Source organism: Acinetobacter sp. ANC 4470 (assembly GCF_002135335.1).
In the GTDB taxonomy this organism is placed as follows: Bacteria; Pseudomonadota; Gammaproteobacteria; order Pseudomonadales; family Moraxellaceae; genus Acinetobacter.
The window spans coordinates 292,918-319,011 of record NZ_NEGC01000002.1; the positions used below are offsets into that span (position 1 = coordinate 292,918).

The 26,094-nt window shown below is 40.8% G+C and carries 18 protein-coding genes; 11 read left to right on the plus strand and 7 right to left on the minus strand.

Annotation, left to right across the window (positions count from 1 at the left end; all coding sequences use genetic code 11):
• Positions 1-47 precede the first annotated feature (47 nt).
• The 3 genes from B9T25_RS04540 (at position 48) to B9T25_RS04550 (ending at position 1,727) form a co-directional block, all read left to right on the plus strand.
• Entirely contained in the window at positions 48-1,013 is a 966-nt protein-coding gene (locus B9T25_RS04540; RefSeq protein WP_086187285.1) for a DnaJ C-terminal domain-containing protein, read from the plus strand.
• 10 nt (positions 1,014-1,023) lie between these two features.
• Complete coding sequence (locus tag B9T25_RS04545) at positions 1,024-1,362, plus strand: chaperone modulator CbpM (protein WP_086187286.1); 339 nt, start codon at positions 1,024-1,026, stop codon at positions 1,360-1,362.
• Between the two features lie 98 nt (positions 1,363-1,460).
• Positions 1,461-1,727 carry a YdcH family protein gene (locus tag B9T25_RS04550; RefSeq protein WP_086187287.1) on the plus strand — a complete coding sequence of 89 codons (267 nt, stop codon included), beginning with the start codon at positions 1,461-1,463 and terminating at the stop codon, positions 1,725-1,727.
• A 91-nt stretch (positions 1,728-1,818) separates the two neighbouring features.
• Here B9T25_RS04550 and B9T25_RS04555 read toward each other — a convergent pair whose 3' ends face one another.
• The 3 genes from B9T25_RS04555 to rpsO all read right to left on the minus strand — a co-directional run bounded on the left by B9T25_RS04555 (position 1,819) and on the right by rpsO (position 5,859).
• Positions 1,819-3,054: a magnesium transporter CorA family protein gene (locus B9T25_RS04555; protein ID WP_086187288.1), complete on the minus strand. Its 1,236-nt coding sequence runs from the start codon at positions 3,052-3,054 to the stop codon at positions 1,819-1,821.
• A 194-nt stretch (positions 3,055-3,248) separates the two neighbouring features.
• Positions 3,249-5,336: a polyribonucleotide nucleotidyltransferase gene (pnp, locus tag B9T25_RS04560; protein ID WP_171262728.1), complete on the minus strand. Its 2,088-nt coding sequence runs from the start codon at positions 5,334-5,336 to the stop codon at positions 3,249-3,251.
• A gap of 253 nt (positions 5,337-5,589) precedes the next feature.
• Positions 5,590-5,859: a 30S ribosomal protein S15 gene (gene rpsO / locus B9T25_RS04565; protein WP_004649994.1), complete on the minus strand. Its 270-nt coding sequence runs from the start codon at positions 5,857-5,859 to the stop codon at positions 5,590-5,592.
• Between the two features lie 243 nt (positions 5,860-6,102).
• Between rpsO and B9T25_RS04570 the strand changes: the two genes are divergently transcribed.
• Positions 6,103-7,401 carry a serine hydrolase domain-containing protein gene (locus B9T25_RS04570; RefSeq protein WP_086187290.1) on the plus strand — a complete coding sequence of 433 codons (1,299 nt, stop codon included), beginning with the start codon at positions 6,103-6,105 and terminating at the stop codon, positions 7,399-7,401.
• 680 nt (positions 7,402-8,081) lie between these two features.
• On the opposite strand, the gene recD is transcribed toward B9T25_RS04570, so the two are convergent.
• The 3 genes from recD to B9T25_RS04585 form a co-directional block, all read right to left on the minus strand.
• Positions 8,082-9,845 (minus strand): exodeoxyribonuclease V subunit alpha, encoded by a 1,764-nt coding sequence (gene recD, locus B9T25_RS04575; RefSeq protein ID WP_171262719.1) that lies wholly within the window; start codon positions 9,843-9,845, stop codon positions 8,082-8,084.
• A gap of 63 nt (positions 9,846-9,908) precedes the next feature.
• The gene (locus B9T25_RS04580; RefSeq protein WP_086187292.1) at positions 9,909-13,610 is read right to left on the minus strand and encodes a UvrD-helicase domain-containing protein; all 3,702 of its coding nucleotides are present in this window, start codon (positions 13,608-13,610) and stop codon (positions 9,909-9,911) included.
• A gap of 6 nt (positions 13,611-13,616) precedes the next feature.
• The gene (locus B9T25_RS04585) at positions 13,617-17,309 is read right to left on the minus strand and encodes an exodeoxyribonuclease V subunit gamma (protein WP_086187293.1); all 3,693 of its coding nucleotides are present in this window, start codon (positions 17,307-17,309) and stop codon (positions 13,617-13,619) included.
• A gap of 182 nt (positions 17,310-17,491) precedes the next feature.
• Between B9T25_RS04585 and B9T25_RS04590 the strand changes: the two genes are divergently transcribed.
• Positions 17,492-17,998 carry a hypothetical protein gene (locus B9T25_RS04590; RefSeq protein ID WP_086187294.1) on the plus strand — a complete coding sequence of 169 codons (507 nt, stop codon included), beginning with the start codon at positions 17,492-17,494 and terminating at the stop codon, positions 17,996-17,998.
• Positions 17,999-18,053: 55 nt separating this feature from the next.
• Here B9T25_RS04590 and B9T25_RS04595 read toward each other — a convergent pair whose 3' ends face one another.
• Positions 18,054-19,472: a phosphate--AMP phosphotransferase gene (locus B9T25_RS04595; protein WP_086187295.1), complete on the minus strand. Its 1,419-nt coding sequence runs from the start codon at positions 19,470-19,472 to the stop codon at positions 18,054-18,056.
• A 205-nt stretch (positions 19,473-19,677) separates the two neighbouring features.
• Between B9T25_RS04595 and B9T25_RS04600 the strand changes: the two genes are divergently transcribed.
• From B9T25_RS04600 to hisIE, 6 genes are all read left to right on the plus strand, one after another.
• Entirely contained in the window at positions 19,678-20,388 is a 711-nt protein-coding gene (locus B9T25_RS04600) for an FFLEELY motif protein (RefSeq protein WP_086187296.1), read from the plus strand.
• 162 nt (positions 20,389-20,550) lie between these two features.
• The gene (ubiE, locus tag B9T25_RS04605; RefSeq protein ID WP_086187297.1) at positions 20,551-21,495 is read left to right on the plus strand and encodes a bifunctional demethylmenaquinone methyltransferase/2-methoxy-6-polyprenyl-1,4-benzoquinol methylase UbiE; all 945 of its coding nucleotides are present in this window, start codon (positions 20,551-20,553) and stop codon (positions 21,493-21,495) included.
• A gap of 10 nt (positions 21,496-21,505) precedes the next feature.
• A complete protein-coding gene (locus tag B9T25_RS04610) occupies positions 21,506-22,186 on the plus strand; it encodes a ubiquinone biosynthesis accessory factor UbiJ (protein ID WP_086187298.1) in 681 nt (226 codons plus the stop codon).
• Positions 22,187-22,198: 12 nt separating this feature from the next.
• Positions 22,199-23,818, plus strand: a complete 1,620-nt coding sequence (locus tag B9T25_RS04615; protein ID WP_086187299.1) for an ABC1 kinase family protein — start codon at positions 22,199-22,201, stop codon at positions 23,816-23,818.
• Between the two features lie 164 nt (positions 23,819-23,982).
• Complete coding sequence (locus B9T25_RS04620; protein ID WP_086187300.1) at positions 23,983-25,062, plus strand: patatin-like phospholipase family protein; 1,080 nt, start codon at positions 23,983-23,985, stop codon at positions 25,060-25,062.
• A 249-nt stretch (positions 25,063-25,311) separates the two neighbouring features.
• Positions 25,312-26,094 (plus strand): bifunctional phosphoribosyl-AMP cyclohydrolase/phosphoribosyl-ATP diphosphatase HisIE, encoded by a 783-nt coding sequence (gene hisIE / locus B9T25_RS04625; RefSeq protein WP_086187301.1) that lies wholly within the window; start codon positions 25,312-25,314, stop codon positions 26,092-26,094.

Consider the following 26,094-nt stretch of genomic DNA (forward strand, 5'->3'; position numbering starts at 1 on the left):
AAAGGCATAATAATGATTAAAACACAACCAATTTTAACTTCCCATTTATGACTAAAAATTATTATGAAACTCTTGGTATTACGCGTAATGCCACGCCAGATCAAATCAAGAAGGCTTATCGAAAATTAGCTCGAAAATACCATCCCGATGTAAGCAAAGAAGTGAATGCCGAGGAAAACATGCAAGCCATTAATGTGGCTTATGACACTTTAAGTAATGAACAAAAAAAAACTGAATACGATTTTCAGTTGGATCATCCTGAAGCCTTTTATCAATCTGACCAACACACTGGAACAGATGGTTTTGACCATACGCAATATTATCGTCAAGGATCTAATCAGCAGCATTCAGATTTTAGTGGTTTTGAAGATCTTTTTGGGCGCTTTGGTTCTGGCTTTGGTGGAGGAAATCATCAATATCAAAATCAACAAAGGCAGCAACAACGTAGTTATAAAGGTGAAGACCAACACGCCAGTATAGAGATCGATATAGACATTGCTTTTCATGGCTCAACCCAAAATATCACCTTACAAATTCCAACTTTAAATGCTTATGGAGAACCCGAAGTTCAACGTAAAACATTACAGGTCAAAATCCCTAAAGGCATGAAAGAGGGTCAACAAATCCGTCTGGCGGGACAAGGTCAAACTGGCATCAATGGCGGTAAAAATGGTGATCTTTATATTGAGATTCACTATAAAGACACCGAGCAGATTCGAGTTGAAGGTGCCGATATTTATTACACTACAAATGTCGCACCTTGGGAGGCGGCATTAGGTCAAAGCATTGAAGTATTGACTCCTGCAGGAAGTAAAGTTCAAGTGAATTTACCTAAAAATGCAAAAACAGGTCAACAGTTACGGTTAAAAGACAAAGGAATACCAAGTAAAACACCAGGTCATCTATTTTTGGTTTTAAATATTGTGTACCCAACGGCACAAACTGAACATGAACAGCAGGCTTATCAAGCTTTCGCGGAAGCCTTTTTAAAATTTAAGCCTCGTAATGCTTAAGGAGAGAATCATGACCACTATTCATTATCGTGAAATTATATGTGATGGATTCAATCATGCCGAAGTCATAGATGAGCATCATAGTTTTGATTTAAAGCATTTTGCTGATGCCTGCGGACAGAGTCCTGAATGGGTTTTACAACTTCTAGAATACGATATTTTAGATACACGTCCAGAAGAACGAATTCATCAATTTTTTGGTGATGACGTCTCTCGTGCACGCCGAGCTTACCGTTTACAACGTGACTTTGATGCCAGCTTTTCAGCGGTCGCCATGATGCTCGACTTAATTGATGAAGTACAACAATTACGCCAGCAAGTTAAACACATCCATATCAAAGACTCTTAATTGAGGCTTTAAAATCGAATCGTACTGCCCTATATCGCCCCATAATAGGGGTGATATTTCTATCATAAAAACCAACATTGAGAGAATAATCTAGGCTTATGAAAACGAAAGAATTTAATAAAAAGATTAAACGAATGTTTCCCGAACATCAGGACTTAATTCATAAACTTCGTCATGATGACCCTCATTTTGCAAAAATATTTGAGAGTCATCAAGAGTTGGATAAAGAGATCATCCAGCTTGAACTCAATCCAGTCAATTTAATTAATGACGATATTGAATCCATGAAGCGTAAAAAACTAAAAATGAAAGATGAAATCTATAAAATGCTGACAAAAAATGCTCAAGCGGATGATCTTGCTTAAGATTTAAGAAAGATCAACACCTTTGATTTTCAGTTTAAGCTGACGTTATAGTTGTGCTTAAAAGTTAAGTTCCTTTGCTAAAAAAGAACTGCTATTTAAGCTTGGTCAGCTTTTCAACTTCCTTGATCATTTCCTTAACGGGTTGCTTAATTGGTCCGTAATCTAAAAACCACAATAAATTAATATGCTGATCTTTATGCTGTTGTGCCAACATATCAATCACGCTCTTTTCCCCACGCCCGACTAAATGTCTACGATAAAAATAATAAACTAACAATACCGCGGTGATGAGCATGACCAACAACATAATCAAAAATCCGATGGGAGACTTTAATCCCGGAATAAATTCAAAGTTCATTCCATAGACGCCCGTCAGTAAAGTGAGCGGTGCAAATATTGCGGTAATAATGGCCAAAATGCGCATATTTTCATTGGTTTGATTGGCAATTGCTGAAAAATGCAAGTCCATTGCTGCTTGAACAGAAGCACGAAGACGAACAGTATGTTTCTGAATTCGCTCAATATGACTGACTAAATCATCCACACGGATCAGCATAATGTCCTGTCGTTCAGACTTTTTCTTGCCTTTTAGATGTGAGTAATTATCTACAATTTCATCGCGTAATTCTTGTAAAGCATCAACTTGCTCTTCACAGAGATTTTCGACTTGTTGAAACGCCATATTCTCTTGTAAGAGTTGATTCCATTTAGTAAACCGACGGTGACCTTGGAGCAGTTCTTGCTGCCAAAATTCAACCCGACGGGTCAGTGGTACTCGTAAATCTAAATAACCATCTACCATACTATTCAATAAGCGTAGCGCTAAATCTAGCGGTGTAACTGCGAGTTTTCGGGGTTTATTCTGCTCTGGTAGTGGACGAGTAAATATGGTTTCCATCCGTGAAATATAATTTTCAATCGCCTTGTTACCTTGTTCACGTACAGTAATCAGGACTTGTGGCGTAATCATAAAACTAATCGGTGTGGTGGCTAAACCAAAGAATTTTTCATGCTGCTCGAGTGCTTTCTCACCTGCTACTATCGCATCATCTGGCGTAATGAGTTTACGAAAAATAAGTAAGTCATAATCATCCATGGTATCAAATACACACGGATGCTCTAAATTAAGAATATCTTTCACATGGAATTCATTGAGTGCAATATTGGTATGCTCGTAAATTTCTTTTTGCCATACATCTGCACGATTCACCACATCTTCCCGTGTGCAATCGACCCATAAAAACTCAAGCCCTGCTTCGGCATGAAGCTCTTTTTGTACAAAAAGATAATGTTCTGTTGGATGCTGGTAAAAATAATAAACTTGCATTAAAACAGCTCTCTACTGTGCTTTATTGTTGTTTACCCGATAGAAATTTAGCTAAAACTTACAATCTATCCGTTATAAAATTATGTGCTGAGCATAAAATTTAAGCAATAAGATAAATCTTTATTTACTCATTCCTATCTCATTTCAATTAAAAAAAGCCCGCATGAGGCGGGCTTCTTTTAAACGAGGAACAATTATACTTGTTCGATGTCTTTCATTGTTAACTTGATACGACCGCGGTTATCAACGTCAGCAACTTGTACTCTCACTTCTTGACCTTCTTTCAATACGTCTGCAACATTGGCAATACGTTCGTTAGAAATTTGAGAAATGTGAAGTAAACCGTCAGTACCTGGCATGATATTTACAAACGCACCGAATTCAACGATACGAATGACTTTACCTACGTAAATTGTACCTGGCTCAATTTCAGCAGTTAGTGCTTGGATTTTTGCAACCGCAGCAGCAGCAGCAGCTTTAGTTTCACCAAATACGCGCACTGTACCATTATCTTCAATATCAATTGCCGCTTTAGTTTCTTCAGTAATGGCACGGATGGTTGCACCACCTTTACCAATCACGTCACGAATCTTGTCAGGGTTAATATTGATCACTTGGAATGTCGGCGCATGCATCGAAATTTCAGGACGCGCACGTGAAATCACTTGGTTCATTTCGTTGAGGATGTGCATACGACCAGCATAAGCTTGGTTTAATGCAGCTTCCATGATTTCTTCAGTGATACCTTCAATCTTGATATCCATTTGAAGCGCAGTAATACCGTTTGCAGAACCGGCTACTTTAAAGTCCATGTCACCTAAATGATCTTCATCACCTAAGATGTCAGAAAGAACTGCGAAACGCTCGCCTTCTTTCACTAGACCCATTGCGATGCCCGCAACTGGTGCTTTCAATGGAACACCCGCATCCATAAGTGACAATGAAGCACCACATACAGAAGCCATTGAAGATGAACCGTTAGATTCAGTAATATCAGATACGATACGAATCACATACGGGAAGCGATCAGCAGGTGGAAGCACCGCTTGAACACCACGACGCGCCAAACGACCATGACCAATTTCACGACGTTTAGGACCAGATTCACGACCTGTTTCACCTACAGAGTATGCAGGGAAGTTGTAATGCAACATGAAGTTGTCAGTTTTTGTACCTGACAAAGTATCAACCATCAATGCATCACGTGTATTACCTAAAGTCGTTGTAACCAACGCTTGAGTTTCACCACGTGTAAACAATGCAGAACCATGTGCACGACCTAAAACGCCCACTTGAACATCAATACCACGAACAGTTGTGGTGTCACGACCATCAATACGTGGTTTACCTGACAAGATATTGTCACGTACAGTACGGTATTTTAAGTCTTCAAAGAGTTCATTGACTTCGTCAGCAATGCCAGTTTCGTCATTTTCAGGAACGAATTGAGCAACTGCTTCAGCATAAAGTGCATCAAGCGCAGCATAGCGGTCTTGTTTCACAGCAATGGTATATGCTTCAGAAATTTTAGCTTCAAATGCATCTTTTAATTGAGCAAGAAGCACTTCATTTTTGCTTGGAGCAACCCAAGTTGATTCAACTGCACCCGCTGCTGCAGCAAATTCTTTAATCGCTTGAATCGCGATTTGCATTTCGTCATGACCAAAAAGCACAGCACCTAACATTTGGTCTTCTGAAAGTTCTTTCGCTTCAGATTCAACCATCAGTACTGCAGCTTCAGTACCAGCAACCACAAGATCAAGATCACTTGCTTTCAATTGTTCGTGGTTCGGGTTAAGAATGTATTCACCGTTGATTAAACCAACACGTGCGCCTGCGATTGGACCACGGAATGGAACACCCGCAATTGACATTGCAGCTGAAGCACCGAGCATTGCAGCAATGTCAGCATCCATAGTCTTGTCAGATGAAATTACAGATGCAGTTACTTGGATTTCGTTATAGAAACCTTCTGGGAACAACGGACGAATTGGGCGGTCAATTAGGCGAGAAATTAAAGTTTCAGATTCAGTCTGACGACCTTCACGTTTACCATAACCACCCGGAATACGACCCGCTGCATATTGTTTTTCTTGGTAGTTAACTGTTAGCGGGAAAAAGTCTTGACCTGCTTTTGCTTTTGGTTGAGCAACAATAGCAACAAGTACTGTTACGCCGCCCATGGTAATCACAACGGTATTTGCTTGACGTGCAACACGACCCGTTTCTAAAACAACAGTGTGTTGACCATATTGGAATTCTTTACGAATAATATTAAACATCGACATGTATTTTTGTTTCCCGATTTTATTCTAGTGGAGACCCCTAAGGTTTGGCATTCACATTACCGCATGTAACTATAAATGACAAAGCTTAGAAGCCGACCTCACCAGATTTTTAAAAACACCAATTTAAGACACAAAGAAGGAGCGAAACATTCGCCCCTTCCCAATACCTAACCGAAGCTAGGTAGACTTTCTTTTCCAGTCGTAAAGCATTCAAAATGCAATAGTCCGAAAAATAAGTTTAATCGAATTAACGACGTAAACCTAAAGCAGCGATCAATGCGCTGTAACGAGTAGCATCTTTACCTTTAAGGTAATCAAGAAGCTTACGACGTTGGTTAACCATACGGATAAGACCACGACGGCTATGATGGTCGTGTTTGTGATCTTTAAAGTGACCTTGTAATTCATTGATTTGAGCAGTCAATAAAGCCACTTGTACTTCAGGTGAACCAGTGTCGTTTTCAGCGCGAGCAAATTTAGCAACGATCTCTGCGCGATCTGCGTTTGTTAAAGCCATTCGATTTCTCCGAGATGCTTAAAAAATTACGTATGATAGAAATCAATTGATTACTCAATTGACTGCCGTGCATCACTACAGCAAGTGCGTTATTTTAAGGGAAAAGTCAGGTGATTGCAAAAATGTTTTAAGTTCGCTGGCAATTCGGCAACTGACAGCGTTGATTAAAATAGGCAAACTAACATCCGTCTGTTTTCAACAGATAGCAAAGACCAAAGAAAATAAAAAATATTGCGAGGGAATGTGAAAATTTTATCAACAAATACCTGTTATGTGCCAAATGACCTGAATCAAGTGATTTGCGCTAAAGATGAAGTTCCGGCTGAATTGGGTGGAATGACGGAAAGACAAATTCAAAAAATTTGGCACAGTGTCGAGTCTCTTTATAAAACAGGAAATTATCCTTTAGCCACTTTATGTTTACGTCGTCAGGGGAAAATTCTTTTAAATCGTAGTATTGGTTATGCGCAAGGTAACTCGCCTGATGGCTTAGCAATTGATGCCAAGCTCGGTACACCTGATACCCCTGTTTGTTTATTTTCAGCGTCTAAAATGATTACTGCAATGTTGATCCACATGCTAGATGAACGTGGTGATCTGAATTTACTGGATCCGATTAGCTACTATATTCCTGAATATGGTGTGAATGGTAAACGTCGTGCCACAATTTTCCATTTACTCTCCCATCGCGGTGGTATTCCTCGCATTGACAGCAAAGTCACACCTGAGCTCCTTTTTGACCAAGAAAAATTTTTAAAACTTCTTTATGCAGCTAAACCTGTTTCACCCTCCGGTAATCACCTTGCTTATCACGCAGTCACCGCAGGCTATATTTTGGGTGAAATTGTTCAGCGCGTAACTGGACAAAGTGTGCGAGAATTTTTGCATGAACAGATTGAGAAGCCGATGGGCTTAGACTATTTCAACTATGGTCTAAAACCTGAATATCGTGCAGATGTTGCTTTAAATTATGCAACAGGCATGCATCCAAGTTTAGGTACAGACCATTATCTCAATCGTGTACTCGGTGGTGGTTTACAGCTCGCCGTAGATGTCACCAATGACACTCGCTTTATGGACACCATTTGTCCTGCTGGAAATATTTATACCAGTGCTGAGCAAGTGGGGCGTTTTTTTGAAATGCTCTTGAGTGGTGGTGAATACCAAGGCAAACAAATTATGAGTGCCAAAACTGTATTCCGCTCAACATTACCAACATCAGGTCTCAGCTTAGATCGAACATTATTAGCCCCCATGCGTTATGCCTTAGGTCCCATGTTAGGCAGTAATCCGATCGGTTTATTTGGACCAATGACGGGACAAGCTTTTGGACATATCGGTTTTTCCAATATTTTATGTTGGGCCGATCCAGAACGTGATATTAGTGTATCGCTGTTAACGACAGGAAAATCTGTGGTCGGTACACATTTGCCTGTACTCGCAAAAACGCTCTATCAAATTTCTACAAACTGTCCGAAAATCCCGAAAAACCAACGTCGTTCATTATTTGCAACAGATCGTACAGAAACCGATTTAGTTTAAGTACTTAAACCAGACATACAAAAAAAAGCCCAAGCTAAGCTTGGGCTTTTTTTTGCGCTGTAGTTTCTTATATTTTAGTTCTTCTTGTTTTATTTATAGTCATAATGTTCGCTATTCCGCGTTTTTATAATAAACAATCCATGTATCAATTTATTACGTCCTTATGTGATAGATTTTGCCATAAAGCATTATGTAAAGAAGTCGACTTTTTCGTATCTCAGTGTAAGCGTTTACGTACATTGATTAGTCTTTTTTTTAATAATGTAAACTTAACGCCCCAGATTATTTTAAATACAGCAATTAAGCTCACATCAAGAGTGATTGGCTACAAAAAAAGAGTGTTACCTAAATATGGCGTTTAGTTCTCAGCGACTTTGATTGAATGTGTCAGATTAAATAAGTTTTTTGGATGAACGAAATATTTTTTAGATATAAAAAAGCCCTGTAGTCTCTCCCAAAACTACAAGGCTTAGCGGCTGTAAGTTTCCTCTTTATCTTACTTCACTGTAAGTTCGCTGTCTGAAGACATTATTATTATGTTATGGCGATTATACCCAACAATCCGTGTTGAGCTTTTTATGTGAAGCCATCATCTCAAAAACCCTCATAAAGCTCTATGCGCTAATTTCTTGAATCACTGTAAGCAATTTCGTACAAAAGCAGAAATTGTTTATTTCTAATTAACAATCTAGAAAATTATTAATTTTATCTAACAAACCACTCTTTCTTGAGGTTCGAAGAGTCAAAGATTGCAATAAAGCATCTGGGTCTGCGAGTAAGCTTACGACCTTTTTTGCCCGGGTGATGGCGGTATAAAGCAATTCTTTACTCAATAAATTTTTCGCAGCTTCATCTAACACTACAGCAACATGCGTAAACTCAGAACCTTGTGATTTATGGATGGTGAGTACAAAGGCCGTTTCAATACTTTTCGGTAAGCGTGTCGCAGGCACCCATTTTTCTAAACTGGGAAAATACACTTCGAATTGTGACTGACCATCCCGACTGAGTTTAAAGCAAATTCCAATATCACCATTGGACAAACCCAGTTGGTAATCATTATAGGTCATCATTACCGGTCGTCCGACATACCAATCCCCTTGCTTGCTCATATGCAGTGATAAAGCATCGAGTAAGCGTTGTTCAATTTGGATATTCAGCTGTGACACCCCTAAAGCGCCATGTCGAATCGCGGTCAAAATTCGATAATCATCAAAAACTTTGACCACTTTTGCTATGCAAAGTTCAGGCTCATCGGCGGTTAAATAACTTTTTAGGACATCAATATAATGCTGATAACCGAGCATCAATTTGTCGTAATACTGCGTTCGATCCCATTGCTTAGACATATTGATTGGCAAATATTCCAGTTGAATCTGATCTTCCATTTCAGCTGTCAGTGTGATGCTTTTGATTTCACTCGCAGGAACCACTTGCTCAGCGAACTTTGCAAGCACTGCTGCACTATTTTGATTCGGTTGTTGTGCTTGAATAAATTGCGCCATTTGCCCAATCAACGCACCTTGCTTAAAACGACGACTGGTGCGCAAATTCACGCGATTCTCGGCTAAAGCTGCAACTTGTTGCAGGTCAGCAAGTACTGAGCCGACATCGACTGCTGCCAATTGATCCGCATCACCCAATAAAATGACACGGGCATGATCTGGCACAGCAGACAACAACATATTCGCCAAGCTTAAATCCAACATCGAAGCTTCATCAATCACAATGACATCGTAAGGCAATGGTTGTTGAGCATGAAACCGCGGCTGAGCATTTGTCCCTAAGCCCAATAAACGATGCAAGGTAACTGGGCTTAATTGCTTTAACTCATCTGTCACCAAGTCCTGAAGTTTTTCATCATTCAAAGAATTTTGTAGGGCTTCTTTCATCCGTTGTGCAGCTTTACCAGTCGGTGCTGCCATCGCAATTCGAATATTGGGCATCGCTTGATTCAGCACGGCAATAATCCGTGCCAAAGTATAGGTTTTTCCTGTCCCCGGTCCACCGGTAATAATATTCAGCCCGTGCTTGGCGACCATGGTTAAAGCTTGAATTTGATGTTCATCAGTCAGCAAATTGGGATAAGCCGAAATATCAACCGCTGCTATGTGTTGCTGTTTTAAACGTGCCACTTGCTGTGCTAAGGACTGTTCCAAAGCCCAATAACGATACAAATACAAGCGCTGTTCATCAAAAACAAACGGCGCAATCTGTTGCTCAATATGGGCAACTGAAACCACCAAATCATTTAAAGTCTCAGCTTGTTCCGAACTTGCAGAAATACAACTGTCGCCCTGTTGAATTGCCTCCAGAACTTGCTCAATAATGTCGTTGCTATTTTCGTGCTTTGGCGCATGACTAAAGGGCTTCTGGCGAATAAACCGACTCCAAGTGCTGATCCATTCAGCGCTTTGATCATCTTTCATTTGTTTATTTTCCACACAGTTATCCTCAAAGTTACCCACAGCCTAATTTATTGTTTAAAAACTCTTAATCTCTATCAACTAGACAATTTTGCTGGTTTTATCTTCAGCAAAGTAGCCCAAAATAGCATCAAGACGCAGCACAAATTCAGCACTTGGTTTCCAATGATAGAATCCTTGCTCCGCTTGCCCATTCATGCCACGCAAATACAAATAACTTGCACCACCCAAATGCTTTTCAATGTCATAATCCTGCATTTGTAGCGCTAAATAACGGTGCAAAGCCACCAGATATAAGCCTGCCTGCAACCAATAACTGGCTTGTGACATACTTTGCTTAATTTCCGTTGCACCATAATGTGTCTGATCTGTACCTAAAAAATTACTTTTATAATCAGCAATGTGATATTGCTGACCATCAAAATAAACCAAATCAATCGATCCTGTTAAATAGCGTGCAGAGTTTGCAGAATTAAAATCCAGCATTTCAATACCATATTCTGCATATAACTGATGAATCCGCTGGATCGCTAAAACATGATCTGACAATGACAGATAAAAAGGGAATTCGGCTAAATGCTCATGCTCGGTCAACTGATCCAGCTTGAATTTTTGATGTAAGGGCGTGGCTAAAACTTGCTGTAACCATTCACTCATCCAAGCAATCAACTGTTCTTCATCTTCTTGCTGAAACTCTTGCATATATTTTGCCGAAAGTTCGGCCCATAAACTCGGATAGTCATTTTTAAAACGACGACGAATCTCTAAAGCCCAATCTTGCTGATCTTTAAAATCAATATGTTCAAAAATTTCATGCAGGAATGTTCCCGCGACCGTTCCCATTGGAAACTGACGTTTAATCCATAACAATGACTCTGTGGAAACTGTTTCAACAACGTCAATCAGATGTATTTCATCTGCTGCACTGAGCATTTTTTCAGTATGCACAGCCAAAGCATCAATCGCTTGTTTACGCGTTAAATGTTGTGCCAAGGCAGTAAAACTGGTTTTTGAACGTGGATAAAAACGCTGCATTGGAAATGCTAAGGCTTGCAAAGGCAAGAGTTGTTGTTGCTGTTTAATCTTCAACTGAATGGGCTTTTCATTCAACAAAGTCTCATCTGCACTGGCAGCGTGAATAAAATTTTGTCCACGCCAAAACGCTAAACCATTGACAGACTTACTCTCTTGATCCTGCAACATGGCATAGACACGGTGACTGGCCCGGGTCAGTGCCACATACCAGAGTCGGTGCTGCTCTGCGACAGCGCGTGCATTGTGCTGATCAATCGCATTTTGTTCGAGCAAGTTTTTATCATTCACTGCAACTACACGCTGTAATTCCACTTTACCCGTCACGGGATGAATATGCTCTACGGTGGAAAAGTTCAAGGTTTTATTCATTTCCCTGAAATCTTTATCTGCCCCGAGCAGAAAAACAATTTTAAATTCTAAACCTTTAGACTGATGGATGGTCATCAGTTGAATGCCTGCCTCATTCGACAGTTTTCGCTCCAGTTCCCACTCACGTTCTGCTGGAGATTGTAGTTGTTTCAAATACCAGTGATAGAGCTTTTGTGCACCTTGATATTGTTCGCTGTGCTGACTGAGTAATTCAGTCAGATGGCGTAAATTCACCACGGTACGTTCATTATCTCGGCTTTGTGTTGCCACCACATTTTTCCAAACGTGGAATAAATTCAAAGCGTATTGCCAAGCGGTTAAAAAGCCTTTTTCCAACCACATTTCGCGGATGCAATCAAAGTCATAAATAAACTGACTTAAGCCATCGGCTTGCGCTTCAAGTTGTATTAACTGCTGTAAATCAAAACCTAATAATCTGCTCAATAAAGCACGTTTAATTTTAGCTTCATCATAAGGATGCATAATCGCAGTGAGTAATGCTCCGACATCTTTGGCGACTTGATGATCAAATACACTGCGTTTTGAAGGGCGATTGACCCGAATGCCTAAACGTTCCAATTCATATTGGGCTTTATCTAAACCATCGTGGTTTTTCGATAAAATTGCGATGTCATTTTCAATCAAATATCGAGGATTGGTTTGTTCTGCTAGATAAAGTTTTTCTTCGATACCCTGATTCAATAAGTCGCGAATTTTCCATGCCACCTGAATCGGTTCATCTTTTTTATCATTCAATAATAGCCAGCGTAGCGGTTGATGATTTTCGCCATGCACATCCACCAGTGCTGGATGTGGACGAACACCTGCTGTAACGGGACTGTAAATCACCTCTTCGCCAAAATCCATTTGCCGTTGAAACAGTGCATCTACCGCTTCCACCAAAACGTTAACAGAACGATGGTTATGTCTAAGGCTGTATTCCTGACCTTGCTTACTCAATACATCGGCACGGGCTTTGTTATAGGTCAGCATGTCGCCACCGCGAAAACCATAAATCGCTTGTTTCGGATCGCCAACCATAATCATACAACTTTGGCTATAACGTTTGGCATCACGCCAGACTCGCGCCAATATATCATCTTGATCTTGGTTGGTATCTTGAAATTCATCCACCAAAATCAGTGGATAATGCGCCTGTACAAACTTGGCGAAACGTAAACCTTGTTCGCCTTGCAATGCTTCCGACAAAGTGCGAATTTGCTGTGCGAATGTGGTTTCACTTTTTTGTTGTAACACTTGCGGTAAGCGTTTTTTCACTTCACGGCTTAAATAAAACTTTAAATACGCATCCAGTACATCCAAATCTACACTAAGTTTGGACAACGCTTCACAAAAGTGACGTAAGCTCTGAATCAGCACATGCTGATCAAACTGATTCAACACATCTTCAGCACATTTATTTAAGACTTTTTTAGTGGCGAGATCGGTTAGATTTTTTAGTGTTTTTTCGAAATGTGGCGCAAATAAAGCATAGCTGCCTTGCCCAGCCAAAGCCTGAATAAAAGTGGGTAAATCCTCACACAAGGTACGTTGCATTAAGCCATCAGTACGCCATTTTTTACCAATTACGGTATGATATTGCCCTTCTGGCTGATAATATTCACTTAAGGTTGCGATCAGACTTAAATCGAGCTGAATAAAATCATCGACCAACTGTTCAAACTGAGTTAAATCCAGTTCTGGAGATATAACTTCCTGAAACTGTGCCGAAGCAAAATTCAGCGTATTCTCCACCACAGGGATATAGGCTTCTTGTGACTTAAGCTTTTGATTTAAAAGTAAATAATCAACAACATTTTGCGGTTGCAGTTGAATCCATTCACGCAAGACATCGTGAATTAATTGCTGAGTATAACTTTTGGCATCATCGGTAATATCGGCACGTTCAATTTTGCCACTTTCAAAGGAAAACTCACGCAATAACTTTTGACTGAAACTATCCAGTGTTCCGACAAACAGCTCATCCAGCTGATCAATCACCAGTTTTAAACGCTCGCACGCATAATCCACACGTGTAGCATATTCCTGCAAAACCTTTTGCAATAAAGGATCTGTTTCACCTGTAATTTTGGCTTGAATTTCAGCCTCAGTGAGCGATTGACAAGCTTCAAAATAGCGTAAGGTTTCAACTAAACGTAGCCGAATGCGGTTTTTGAGCTCTGCGGCAGCTTTGCGGGTAAAAGTGGTCGCAATCACCTGATTCGGCAAATAAGCGCCTAAAAAAATCCGTACCATCAAACTGGATAAAGTAAAGGTTTTGCCTGTACCTGCCGACGCTTCAATCCAGTGCAAACCTTTAAATTGCATATCAACAATGGGATTAAAGGATATTTTTGTTAATGTTTGAGGATGATTCATTATGCTTTATTCCTCAATCACAGATTGATGCCAAAAGACCGGCTGATATAAATGATAGGAAAATTGTGTGCAAGCCTGTTCAAGCAAAGCGGTGGCATCTTGTTCCTGTAAAATAAATTGCCAGTCACGATGCATTTTGGTCGCTTCATTATCGGCAATTAAAAAACCGCTAAATTTGCCATCTTCATGCCAGTCTTTATAAATGACATCCATATCTTCAATACACATCTGGCTCTGTTCATTGGCTTGCCAGTCATGCGCTTTGTCTTTTTCAGCAATTTTAAGTAGCAAAGCAGCAGGTAAAACCAAAGGCTGAGTTTGTCCGTATTTCCACGCAGCTAACCAGTGCTCAATCCATTTCCGAGCCTGATTAGAACTGACACCCTGACATAAAATAGTTCGATCACTAAACACCACAATCTTTGTTAGTTTTTCACCGCCCTCGCCCATATTTAAGTAAGCCAGCCAAAGTAAATACTCTAACCATACTTTGGCACGACGTTTGGCACGCGCACTTGAAGCCTCCAGACTGACCCATTGTTCGGCACTATTTTTGGGTAGGCTAAGGTTCATATAAATCTGATCATTGATCTTCCATACCTGCTGCGTCGTCGGGGTAATTTCAGATGCATATTTCAATAATCGATCTTTTAAGCGCTGTTGTTCCAACACGCTGACTTGCCAACTGCTGTGTTGCAATTTTCCAATCGGCAGCTGATCCAGCAATAATTCAGGTTTTGCTTCACCTTCATGTTGCTGTAAAAAATGCCGTACAGCATAACGCCCTAACCCATCCAGCAATAACGGTTCTTGCAGCGCGGGTAAATCTTCAGGGCGTAAATTTGCCACGCCTAAGGTTTTTAAATATAAGCGTGCAGGGAAAGTTACATCCTGAATCCATTGATGACTATCCAACACCTGCACATCTTGTTGCAGATGTTGATATGGGGTATTCACCCAAGCCGCACGTTGCCCTGTCGCGTGACGAATTTGCCCAGCCACACTGAACCATTGATCCTGATAACGCACAGGCTTTAATGATTCAAAACCAACGGGATCAAACGGTAATAAAGGATGCACGTGATAAAGCGATTGCAGTTGTTCAGGCACTTCGACCCCATGAATATTCACGGTTTCATTGACCGCTGCATCGGGTTGTTTTGACTGCACAATAAATGCCAGATGTTGAATCAGTTCCTGTAACACGGTTGATGGATCACGCACTTCACCATCGTTAATATCGAAACCGTTATAAAATAGCCACAAACTCTCCTGTGCCAAAAGCAGGTTATCTAAAAATGCCCCTTGGTCATCTTCTAGGCGTGAACGATCGCCCAATTGCGGTTTCAGCAAATCCATTAAATCAAAGGGTAAGTGCTGGCTGCGATTTGGAAATTTACCACTGTCCAGTCCGAGCATCACAATCAGTTTATACGGCACAGGACGAATCTGACCAATTTGACTAAAGGTAATTTGCCCCGTCGGTTCCGCATGTTCTAGTTGTGTTTCTAAAGTACTGTTAATTTCAGCCAACAAATACGGTAATGGCAAACTCAACGCGCGTAAGGCATGATGATCGTGCTCATCATAAAAACTGGCGAGCGTCAGCATGCGTTCTTGTTTTTTAATAATTTTATAGACACTGCTTAACGATTCGACCCCAGCATCTTCAAATTCAGCAATGTCCTGCATCAGCCGTTTCAGCCATGTTTCAACCGGCACACTTTTGCCTTGTTCATGTGCTGTCATCCAGTCACGGCGGGTATCAAAATCTTGATAAATCTGGATCAATTTGGCAATTAATTCAAAATCACTCGGTAACACTTTGGCAAAACTGAGCGTGCCTTGAAATAAAGTATGTTCAGGAATGGCGATACCCAAAGCCAGACGATCGAGCGCAAATTTAAAACTAAAGCGATAGTCGTCGTCACCTGCGGATAAACTACGCTGTAAATGTTGTGCATCTAAGCCACGTTTAAAACCGGCATCAATCAACAATTCAGTCATGCGTTCAATCGAATTGATTTCTAAACCATATAATTGTTGAGTTGCGCTCAGACTCAGCCAATCGGCAAAATCCTCAATGCTAAAACGCCCTTGAATCATTTCAATACGCCCTAGCACAGCATGCCATGCATTTAAGGCATCGAGCTGAGTGACTCCTGCAATTTTAATCGGCAAATACACACTGTCTTTAGACAGTTGATGACTACTGCCTGTTTTTTGCTGAATCAAATCGCGTTCACTGGGTGGCGGTGCAAACACGCTACGAATTAAAGGTTCAAGTTCAGTTAAACTCGGACTCAGTACCAAAATATCGCTGGGTCTGCGCGGCGCATCTTTACTGCCTTGCGCCAACCAGTGAATCAGTTGTTCTTTTAAAACTTCAAGCTGGCGTAAACTAGAATGACACACATGAATTTGAATCGAATCATCTAGTTCATCTAACACATATTGCTGCTGTTCAGGTTCAACCAAATACAACACATCAGACTGAACTTTCCCTAGTAAATGGTCTGCATAATCATCGACAAAGGCATCTGCCCAAATACCATCTTCGCCTGAAGATAAATTAGATAATAAGGAAAAATGATCTCGTGCTTGTTTACCAAAACGTGTAAGTAACGGATGGCGCGATTCACGCTGTTCTGCATTAAAATTTAAAGTAAATTCCTGAAAGAATTTGGTAATGTCTGCATCACTGGCTTTGGGGTTTTTAGCAATAAAACGTTCTTTCACGCCAACATCGTAACGCGCTTTCCAATTTGGATCGACACTGTCCGCCCAATACTCTTGCGAAGGATTGTAGTGCAAAATATAAATATCAATGTATTGCCCCAAACGGCGTAAAAACGCCAGTTGCATCGGTGGCAAATCAAGCAAAGTAAAAATCACCAACTGGGGCGGCAGTTTTTTTAAGGCCGCTTGACACGTTTCAGGATCATCTAAAATTCCCCAAAACATTGCATCAATACTTTGCATCTGTTCAAAATCTTGATGAAAGACTTCCTGCCATAACCAACGCTGCCATGCTTCTAATTCATGAGCCTGATTCAAGGTAAATTCAGAAATTTCGGTATTGGTTTTAAAAAACATCTGTTCAATGGGCAGTTGTTTATTTTGTCCCCACGCCTGCAACCAATTGCTTTGACAGTTGCACAGATTGGCTGGGCAATTCTTCTGACAATGCCCACGATATTCCATGTAATGACTAAACAAACGCGAGACTTGTTCCGACACCCAATACAACATGCCTTGCTTTTTCAGCTGCTTCTCCACCCCTTGTTCTAAGCGGTCAGCACTGTCATAGATGCGCTGTACAATCGAATATAAAGGATGATCTGTATTTAAAGGATTGTGTTCCGTTTGAATAAAGCTTTTTAAGGCTTGAAAGATGCGCCACTTAATAATAATCCGTGGAATATTGGCTTTACGGACCTGTTCTTTTTGTTCGACCAATACCCATTGATAAGCTGACCATTGAAAACCGCGAATACGGTGATGGAATTGAGTATTGGCGCTAATGCCTTTTTGTTCGGCTAATTTTTGGGTTAACCATGTTTCAACCGCATGCGATGGCACAATAAAATGTTGGGTTTTGAGCACCTGAAAAGGCGTTGTGGCAGGCTTATTCACAGTCGTCAACATGGCATGCACCAGCACATCAATACGCTGACTTTGAATCACATGAATTGCCATGAATTACCTACTCCACTCTTTTTTAAAATAAAATGCCTACAAAAGCATAAAAATTATTTACTATACATCTGCATCTGTCTATGTCACTTTGAGATTTCGGTTCGATTCAAAAATGTTTTGAAATTCTTACCTTAATCATCATTAAATAGAAAAACTAACACGAAGTTTAAGGTATTTACATTATGAAAATAGATAAAATTCCAGACTCAATAGACCCAGCATTAGATTTAGAAATCATTCGTGCAGAATGCTTAGAACTGGTGCAAAAACGGGCGTACATTTCTGCTGGTGTTGCTGTCGTGCCTGTCCCATTTCTGGATGTTGTCATTGATATCGGAATATTGTCACAACTCATTCCAGAAGTGAATGCACGCTTTGGTTTAGCACCTGAACAAATTAGTGTCTATGACCCCGAGACCAAACAAGTGCATTGGCATGAACTGCGCAAACGGGGAATCGAATTCTCAGGACTTGTGATTGCGCGTACTGCGGTTAAAAAATCCATCAACAATGTTGCCGCTAAAGTCATCACTAAACAAGTGACTAAATTCATTCCCCTAGGTGGGCAAATTATTGCAGCAAGTTTAGGCTATATTATAATGAAAAAAGTCGCTGCCGCGCATGTGGAAGAATGTTACAGCCTTGCCAAAAGCATTCAACAAAAACAAAATGCTCAGCTTGTTAGCTAAGCAAGCTGTTCATAAGTCTTGATCATCAAGGTAGACTGATCTCGCTACTGAGAGCTTAATCCGCTCTCAGCTGTTTTAAAATAGTTCGCAATACTTCTAAGCGCGCCATATATTTATCATTGGTGGCGACAATATGCCACGGTGCATGTACGGTACTGGTTTGCTCAAACATATCTGCGGCAGCATCTAAATAACCGTCCCATTTTTCACGATTACGCCAATCATCGGCAGTAATTTTAAAGCGTTTATGCGGTGTTTCTTCTCGTGCTTTAAAACGGGTTTCTTGTTCATCTTTACTAATGGCAAGCCAGAATTTAATCACCACGGTTTGACTGTTGAGCAAATTTTTTTCAAAACGGTTAATTTCTTCATAGGCACGTTGCCACTCGACCTCACTTGCAAAACCTTCCAGACGCTCGACCAATACCCGACCATACCAAGAACGGTCAAAAATGGTAATGTCTTCATCGGTCTGTAACTTACTCCAAAAACGCCATAAATATGGACGACGTAATTCATATTTCTCAGGTGCCGCGATAGTGTGAATATCATATTCACGTGGATCAAGATTTTTCACAATGCGCTTGATCGCCCCCCCTTTTCCCGCAGCATCCATGCCTTCAAAGACAATAATCGCTTTACGATCATCGAAGCGCAGGGCTTCAGCCACTTTAAGCGATAGTTTTTTAAATTCGGCTTTATAGTTTTCTTGATTAACTGACTTATTTTCTGGTTGTAATAACAACTCAGGAACTGCCGCTTGTTTCCACTTGGTTTTATTTTGGCTTAAATGTTCTGGACAATGCTCTAAAGCACGTAAAATATGCTGGGCAAATTGTTGATCCCGTAGTTGTGCATCTTCACAATCAATGACGGTCCAATCATCGGTAAAACGCTGACGCAGTTTTTGCACATTGTCATATTGCTTTTTATTACGCCAATCTAAACCATGTAATTTATGCCAATGCACTTCACTGGGTTTCATATTGTCCAGTCGCTTCTGCAAAGACTTCCATGACAAGTCAAACCAGACTTTCACCACATCAACATGGTTGTTTTTTAGGTCCTGTTCAAAGGTTCGCATATCCTCGACATAGGCATCAAACAGGGTTTCATCTAATGGTTTGGACACATGTAAAGCCGTCATTAACAGGTCGCTATACCAATTGCCAAACATCACCATAATTTGACCTTCAGCAGGAATAAATGGTGCATAAGGCTGCCAAAAAGCTTGATTTTGCTTAAACATATTCGGCGCATCTGCTTTTACTCGCAAATAGCGCGGATCGACCCATTCACGCAGCTGCTTAACAGACTCACCCTTACCTGCCAATTCAATACCATTGACTAAAATCAACACACTTTTCGCATTTTTTTGATCACGGGTATTTTTTAACAAATATTGTGCTTCAATCAGATTCAAGGAAAGCTGATCTTCACTTATAAGCTGACTTTTTATTTTTTCTATAGACATATGACTTCCAAATCTTTGTATTTATTTCAGTATATCCAAGCATAGAACAACTCTGAATCATAAAACGTGGATTTTATGTTGCGTGAAATTGCTTATTTTCGCATCAAACTGACTTCTTTTGAGTCATTTTTATTGCACATTGTCATAGCGAGTTTGCCCATCTAGCTCTAAGATTTAACCATCTAAAAAATAATAGAGATGCTTGATGTCAAAACTGGCTGCATTGGATGACTTATTAGAGTTATATTATCAATTAAATTATCATCAAAATCCTGATATTTTTCAGCGTTTACAAGACGTACAAGCTTGGCAAAAAGTACGCATGCAAAGTACGCATCTGCAACAATTTGCTGAAAAGCACAATATTTTAATGTCTGAATATTTTCTCAATCGTTTATATGGTGGTTCAGATTTTGACGCTTTGGCGGGGCAAATTGCACGTTTAATGAAATATGCGCATAAAGCAGAAAAACTGATTCCTGAAAATGCTATTAAAACAGGTACATCAGGCGTTACTTTGGCTATTTTAGCCGTACAGCTGGATGAACAAGTCGCGATGCAATTGCTGGAAGACTACCATCCGCATGAAAAGTTAACCGATGAAATGATGCGTTTGACCTATCTTAAACTCGATCAGGGACAACAACGCCTCAAACAGCTGGATTTGCTCGATCAACTGGGCTTGAGTTTAGATAAATATATGCGCTCATTTATGGTCTATACCGCATTTAAAATGTGTAAAGGTGCAGCCAATAAATACAGTTTTCAGGTGATGTATGAGTTTATGCAGGATGGCTTTTTAGCGATGAAACCGTTAAAGTCGGCAGAGAAATTCGTCAAAGATTTTACTGCGGTTGAACGCCAAATTATCCATCAAGTTCACGCAGCTGATCCAAATCCATTTCAGTATCAATGATGCTGTTCTGCACATAACAAATCGAGCCGTGAATAAAAATACAGCATAGATTTCTGTATATTATTCATAACAATTGCATGCTGATTGCTGTACAACGTCTTAGAATCTGTCATCATGCATGCACTGTAACATTAACCCTATTTTTATGTTAGGAGTGACTCTATGTCTAATGAAAATCAAACGCCTACCGCTACCCCTGAGTCGGCACCAAATACAGACAAAGTAAGTCCTTTCTTAACTGAACCGCTTCCACAAGGCACCGCTCAAGGTCAGCAACAATCCTTACAACAAACGCTGACAGATACCCCTGTTACAGGTTCAGTACCCAAATATAATCTGCCACGTGGTGCCAATACAGGCAACGTCGGTGCAACCACACACTTTGGTTATCAAACGGTCAGCAGTGATGATAAAGCACAGAAAGTGGCTGAAGTCTTCCATTCAGTTGCTAGCAAATACGACATCATGAATGACTTGATGTCGTTTGGTATTCACCGTCTATGGAAACGCTTTGCCATTAATATGTCTGGCGTACGTCGTGGTCAACATGTACTGGATATTGCAGGTGGTACAGGCGATTTAGCCAAAGTTTTTAGCCGTGAAGTCGGTCCTACAGGTCATGTCGTTCTTTCAGATATCAATGAATCAATGCTCAATGTCGGTCGTGACCGTTTAATCGATGCGGGTTGTACCAATGTCGATTTCGTTTTAGCCAATGCTGAAACCTTAGAACCATTTGCAGACAACAGCTTTGACTTGCTCACCATCAGCTTTGGTTTACGTAACGTGACCGATAAAGATGCCGCGCTTGCTGCCATGTACCGTGTACTTAAGCCGGGCGGTCGTTTACTGATTTTAGAATTCTCTAAACCTGTATTTGAACCATTCTCTAAACTTTATGATTTGTATTCATTTACGGCATTGCCAATCATGGGCAAAATCATTGCCAATGACTCAGAAAGCTACAAATACTTAGCAGAATCGATTCGTATGCACCCCGACCAACGTACCCTAAAAGGCATGATGGAACAAGCAGGCTTCCAAAGCTGTGACTACCATAACTTAACCGGCGGTATTGTGGCGGTTCACCGCGGCTTTAAACTTTAGGGTTTACGCTATGTGGTCGATTTTGGCACTGGGTGCAGTTGAACGATTCATTCATCATGTCATTGATTTGGATGCGCTTACTCGTATCCAACTGAATGCACTGCAAGGCAAAATATTGCGTGTGGTCATTGATGCCCCGCAATTGTCTGTCGATGTATTTTTTGATGAAAATAAACTTCGCCTTGAACCGACAGTCACGGGACAAAGTGAAAAAACATCGATATTCGAGCAACGCCCATTTGATCAAAATCAACAGCTTTCTGAAGCGACGGCCACATTACACGTTAAAAATGTGGTTGAACTTTTAAAGTTATTGTTCGCAGATGATGTCGGTAATATCCCACTGCAAGGTGACTATCACTTGTTGCAAGATATTCAACGGATCATGCAACAAGCCGAACCTGATTTAGCATCACATTTAAGCCCTTGGATTGGCCCGAGCCTTGCACATGAATTGGGTAAAATTCAACATGTACCGCAACATTTAAAACGCTCACTGCAAAGCCACTTGTTCTTTGCTGAAGATGCCTTAAAAGAAGATTTAGCCGTATTTGCCCCACGCTGGCAGATGGATGACTTAAATCAAGATACGCGTATTCTCAATCAAAATTTAGATCGTGCTGAAGCCAAAATTCAACAGCTTCAAGCACACATTGATGCAGCTGCAATTCCTGCTTCACCTCAAGATTAGGTAATAACATATATGATTCCGCACGTTTCACGTTTACTCGAACTTTGGCGCATCGCCGCGCACTATAGACTCGACACGTTGTTTCCTGCGGAAGAATTACCTGAAAAAGCCCGTCATGCTTTAAGCCTGATTCGCATGCACCCTGCTGCATGGTCCAGTCGTGAACGCAAAAACCCACTCAAGCTGAAACAAGCTTTAGAGGAAATGGGGCCACTTGCAATTAAACTTGGACAGTTGCTCTCCACCCGCCGTGATTTGATTGCACCTGAAGTTTTACAGCAATTGGTTTTATTACAAGATCGCGTCAAACCGTTTGACAACCATGTTGCCAAAATGCGCATTCAGGAATCTTTAAAAGCAGATGTAAACACCTTGTTTGCACGTTTTGATGAGCAACCGCTTGCAGCAGCTTCAATCGCACAAGTGCATACCGCTGCTTTGCATGATGGTCGTGAAGTGGTGGTCAAAGTCACTCGCCCCAATATTCGTCAGCAGATTTTACACGATTTTGAAATTCTAGATTGGTTAGGAAAAGCCTTAGAAAAACGTCTAGAAGCAGCACGCGCGCTTCATCTTTCTGAAATTATTCAGAACTATCGTCAAATTATTCTTAATGAATTGGATTTGACTTTAGAAGCCGACAACACCCGTCGTATGCGCCATTACTTCACTGGATCAAGCATGATGTACGTGCCTGAAGTGTATATGGACAGCAAAGATGTGATGGTGGCAGAGCGGATCACAGGTGTGCCGATTTCCGATATCGCGACCTTTGATCGTATGGGGATGAATCGTGCAGAATTGGCAGAAAAAGGTTTAACCATCTTTTTCACCCAAGTGTTCCGTGACAACTTTTTCCATGCCGACATGCATCCGGGTAACGTCTTTGTCGAAACGATCAACCCAAGCAATCCTCGCTTTATTGCGCTGGATTGCGCCATTATGGGTGAATTGTCTAAACACGACCAAATGACCGTAGCACGCATGTTGCTTGCGGTAATGAACAGCAACTTCATGCAACTGATTCTGGTGGTGCATCAAGCAGGTTGGATTCCACCTGGTACGGATCAAGATGCTTTAGCGCGTGAAATGCGTCGTACAGTTGGGCCAATGGTCTCGAAACCAATGCATGAACTGGATTTTGCAGGCATCCTAATTCAAGTGATGGATATTGCTCGACGTTTCCATTTGGAAATTCCACCACAATTGATGCTGTTGTTAAAAACCTTGGTGCATGTAGAAGGTTTGGGCACAGATCTGTACCCAGAGCTGGATATCTGGAAACTGGCGAAACCGATTTTGACCGATTGGATTAAAGCCAATATGAGTCCAGTCAAAAATATGAAAGAACTGGGTCAGCAAATTCCAGATCTATTACTGGGCGCACAAGACCTACCCAGCCTGATGATTGATAGTTTAAATGGTTTAAAAAATCAATCCGCTTGGCACTCCAAACAACTCAATGAACTACAAAGCATGCGTTTGCAAATGGAACATCAGCAAAAACGCAGTTGGATGTTCGGTAGTATCATGGCGATTTTGTTATCCATTGCCATTATTGCACCGTGGTATGTGTCAATCTTACTGATCGTATTCTCAAGCATCCTTGCCATTTGGCGCATCGCGAAATAACCAAATTTTTATAAATTTTGAATATTCAGCAACCTGATGATGAAAATGATCAGGCTGTTTTTGTTCTATAATGACTCACCAGTCAATAAGTGATAAATATCGCCATTGTCGCTGAAGCCTAGCAGCTTAAAATAACAACACACTTGTATATTTAATTCTAGACCATGACGCAAATTCTGCAAAAGAGCCGCCCTTCTCTCACGATTCGTGCAGGTCGCCTTGCACGCCAATTGATTGAAAAAGAAGGTTTACATGCACAGCAAGTTGATATTATTCCTGGTGCTGCAGGCGGCCCTAAAGGCATTGGCATTCAAGGTTTAGACCAAGCCATTTTTGGTGACTTTTTTGCCCAAGCTCCACAGCGCAGAACCGTCATTGGCTCATCTATTGGCAGTTGGCGTTTTGCCAGTATTCTTGCTTGGGGCGCAAAAGAAGGTACAGAGCGCCTTTCAGAGCTTTATACCAACCTATCTTTTCATAAAAAAATGTCGCGTCAGGAAGTCGGTAATATTTGCCAAGGCATGTTGATTGATCTGATCCAAGGTCAAGAACAACAATTGATTGATCATCCTGACTATCACTTGGCTATTATCTCCATTAAAGCCCAGCATATTTTCCAAAGTGATCTAGCCCTACCTTTACTTGCCTCTGTGGCAGGCATTATTGGCAGTAATGCACTGGGTCGTAAGCACAATCGTCTGTTTATGCAACGGGTGATTAGCCAACCATCGTCAGGTCAGCAATTTAAAGTAGAGGATGACTTTGTCACCCATTATCAAACCTTAAATCGCGACAATGCCATACCTTGGTTGATGGCATCAGCCTCTATTCCTGGTGTCATGGCAGCTATCCGCGATATTCCAGATGCACCTAAAGGCAGTTACCGTGATGGTGGTTTAATTGACTATCATCTTGACCTGCCCTTTGAAAGCCAAGGCATTGTGCTGTACCCACATTTTAGCGACAGCATTACACCGGGTTGGTTCGATAGAATGTTTAAAAACCGTAAAGCCAACCCTGAAAATCAGGCACGAACGTTATTACTTTCGCCTTCGCCAGACTATTTGCAATCTTTACCCCTTGGGCGTTTACCCGATCGTAAAGATTTCAGCTTAAAAGGTTTAGATCAAAAACAACGTATTCAAATGTGGAATCAATGTGTGGCTGAAAGTCAGCGTTTAGGCGATGAATTTTTAGAGATGGTGGAAAAACAAAATTTCCCTGAGTTTATGCAGGATTTATAAAATGGTCGAACTGAAGCTGATTTAGCAATAGGCTTTAGTTCGAGCTTCATTCAAGTTATGTCTAACTGATTTTACGCTATAAAAAATAAAATAAAGCTATTTTAAAAATCAGACATAAGACACTTATTCAGATCAATCGAGATGATCAGGTGTATATTTTTTTCTCAAACAGTCGCTAATCACGTACACTATGCAGTTGCGATTTTAAGTCGCTCTTTTAAATTTTGAACATATTTTGGTGAAATCCTCATGAACAATTTGCAATGGCTCGATGAAGTAAAATTTAACGAACAAGGTCTCATCCCTGCCATTGCACAACATCATCAAACAGGCCGTGTACTGATGGTCGCGTGGATGAACCGTGAGTCTTTAGCCATAACTGCTGAAAAAAATCAAGCAGTTTACTTTTCACGTTCACGCCAAAAATTATGGCATAAAGGTGAAGAATCGGGTCATTTCCAAACCGTACATGAAATCCGTTTAGACTGTGATGCCGATGTCATTGTATTGCAAATCGAACAACATGGTGGCATTGCTTGTCATACTGGTCGTGAATCGTGCTTCTATCGTAAATTGACTGCAAATGGCTGGAAAATTGTCGATGCACAATTGAAAGACCCAAGTCAAATTTACGCGGAAAAATCAGTTAATCCGCATACACTTGCGATGAATGCTTCAACTACTCAATCTGAACAGGTTGAAATTTTGGACTATTTAGGTCAGATGATGGCAGAACGTAAAAAAGCCGATCCAGACTCATCCTATGTGGCCAAGCTATATCACACAGGCTTAAATAAAATCTTAGAAAAAGTCGGTGAAGAAAGTATTGAAAGCATTATTGCCGCCAAAGATTTTAAATCTGAGCCTCAAGAAGACCATAAAAACGATTTGATTTATGAAGTGGCTGACCTATGGTTCCATAGCATTGTGATGCTCGGTTATTTCGACATTGAACCACAAGTGATTTTAAACGAACTCGCGCGTCGCCAAGGCTTATCAGGTTTGGTTGAAAAAGCCAACCGTCAACACTAA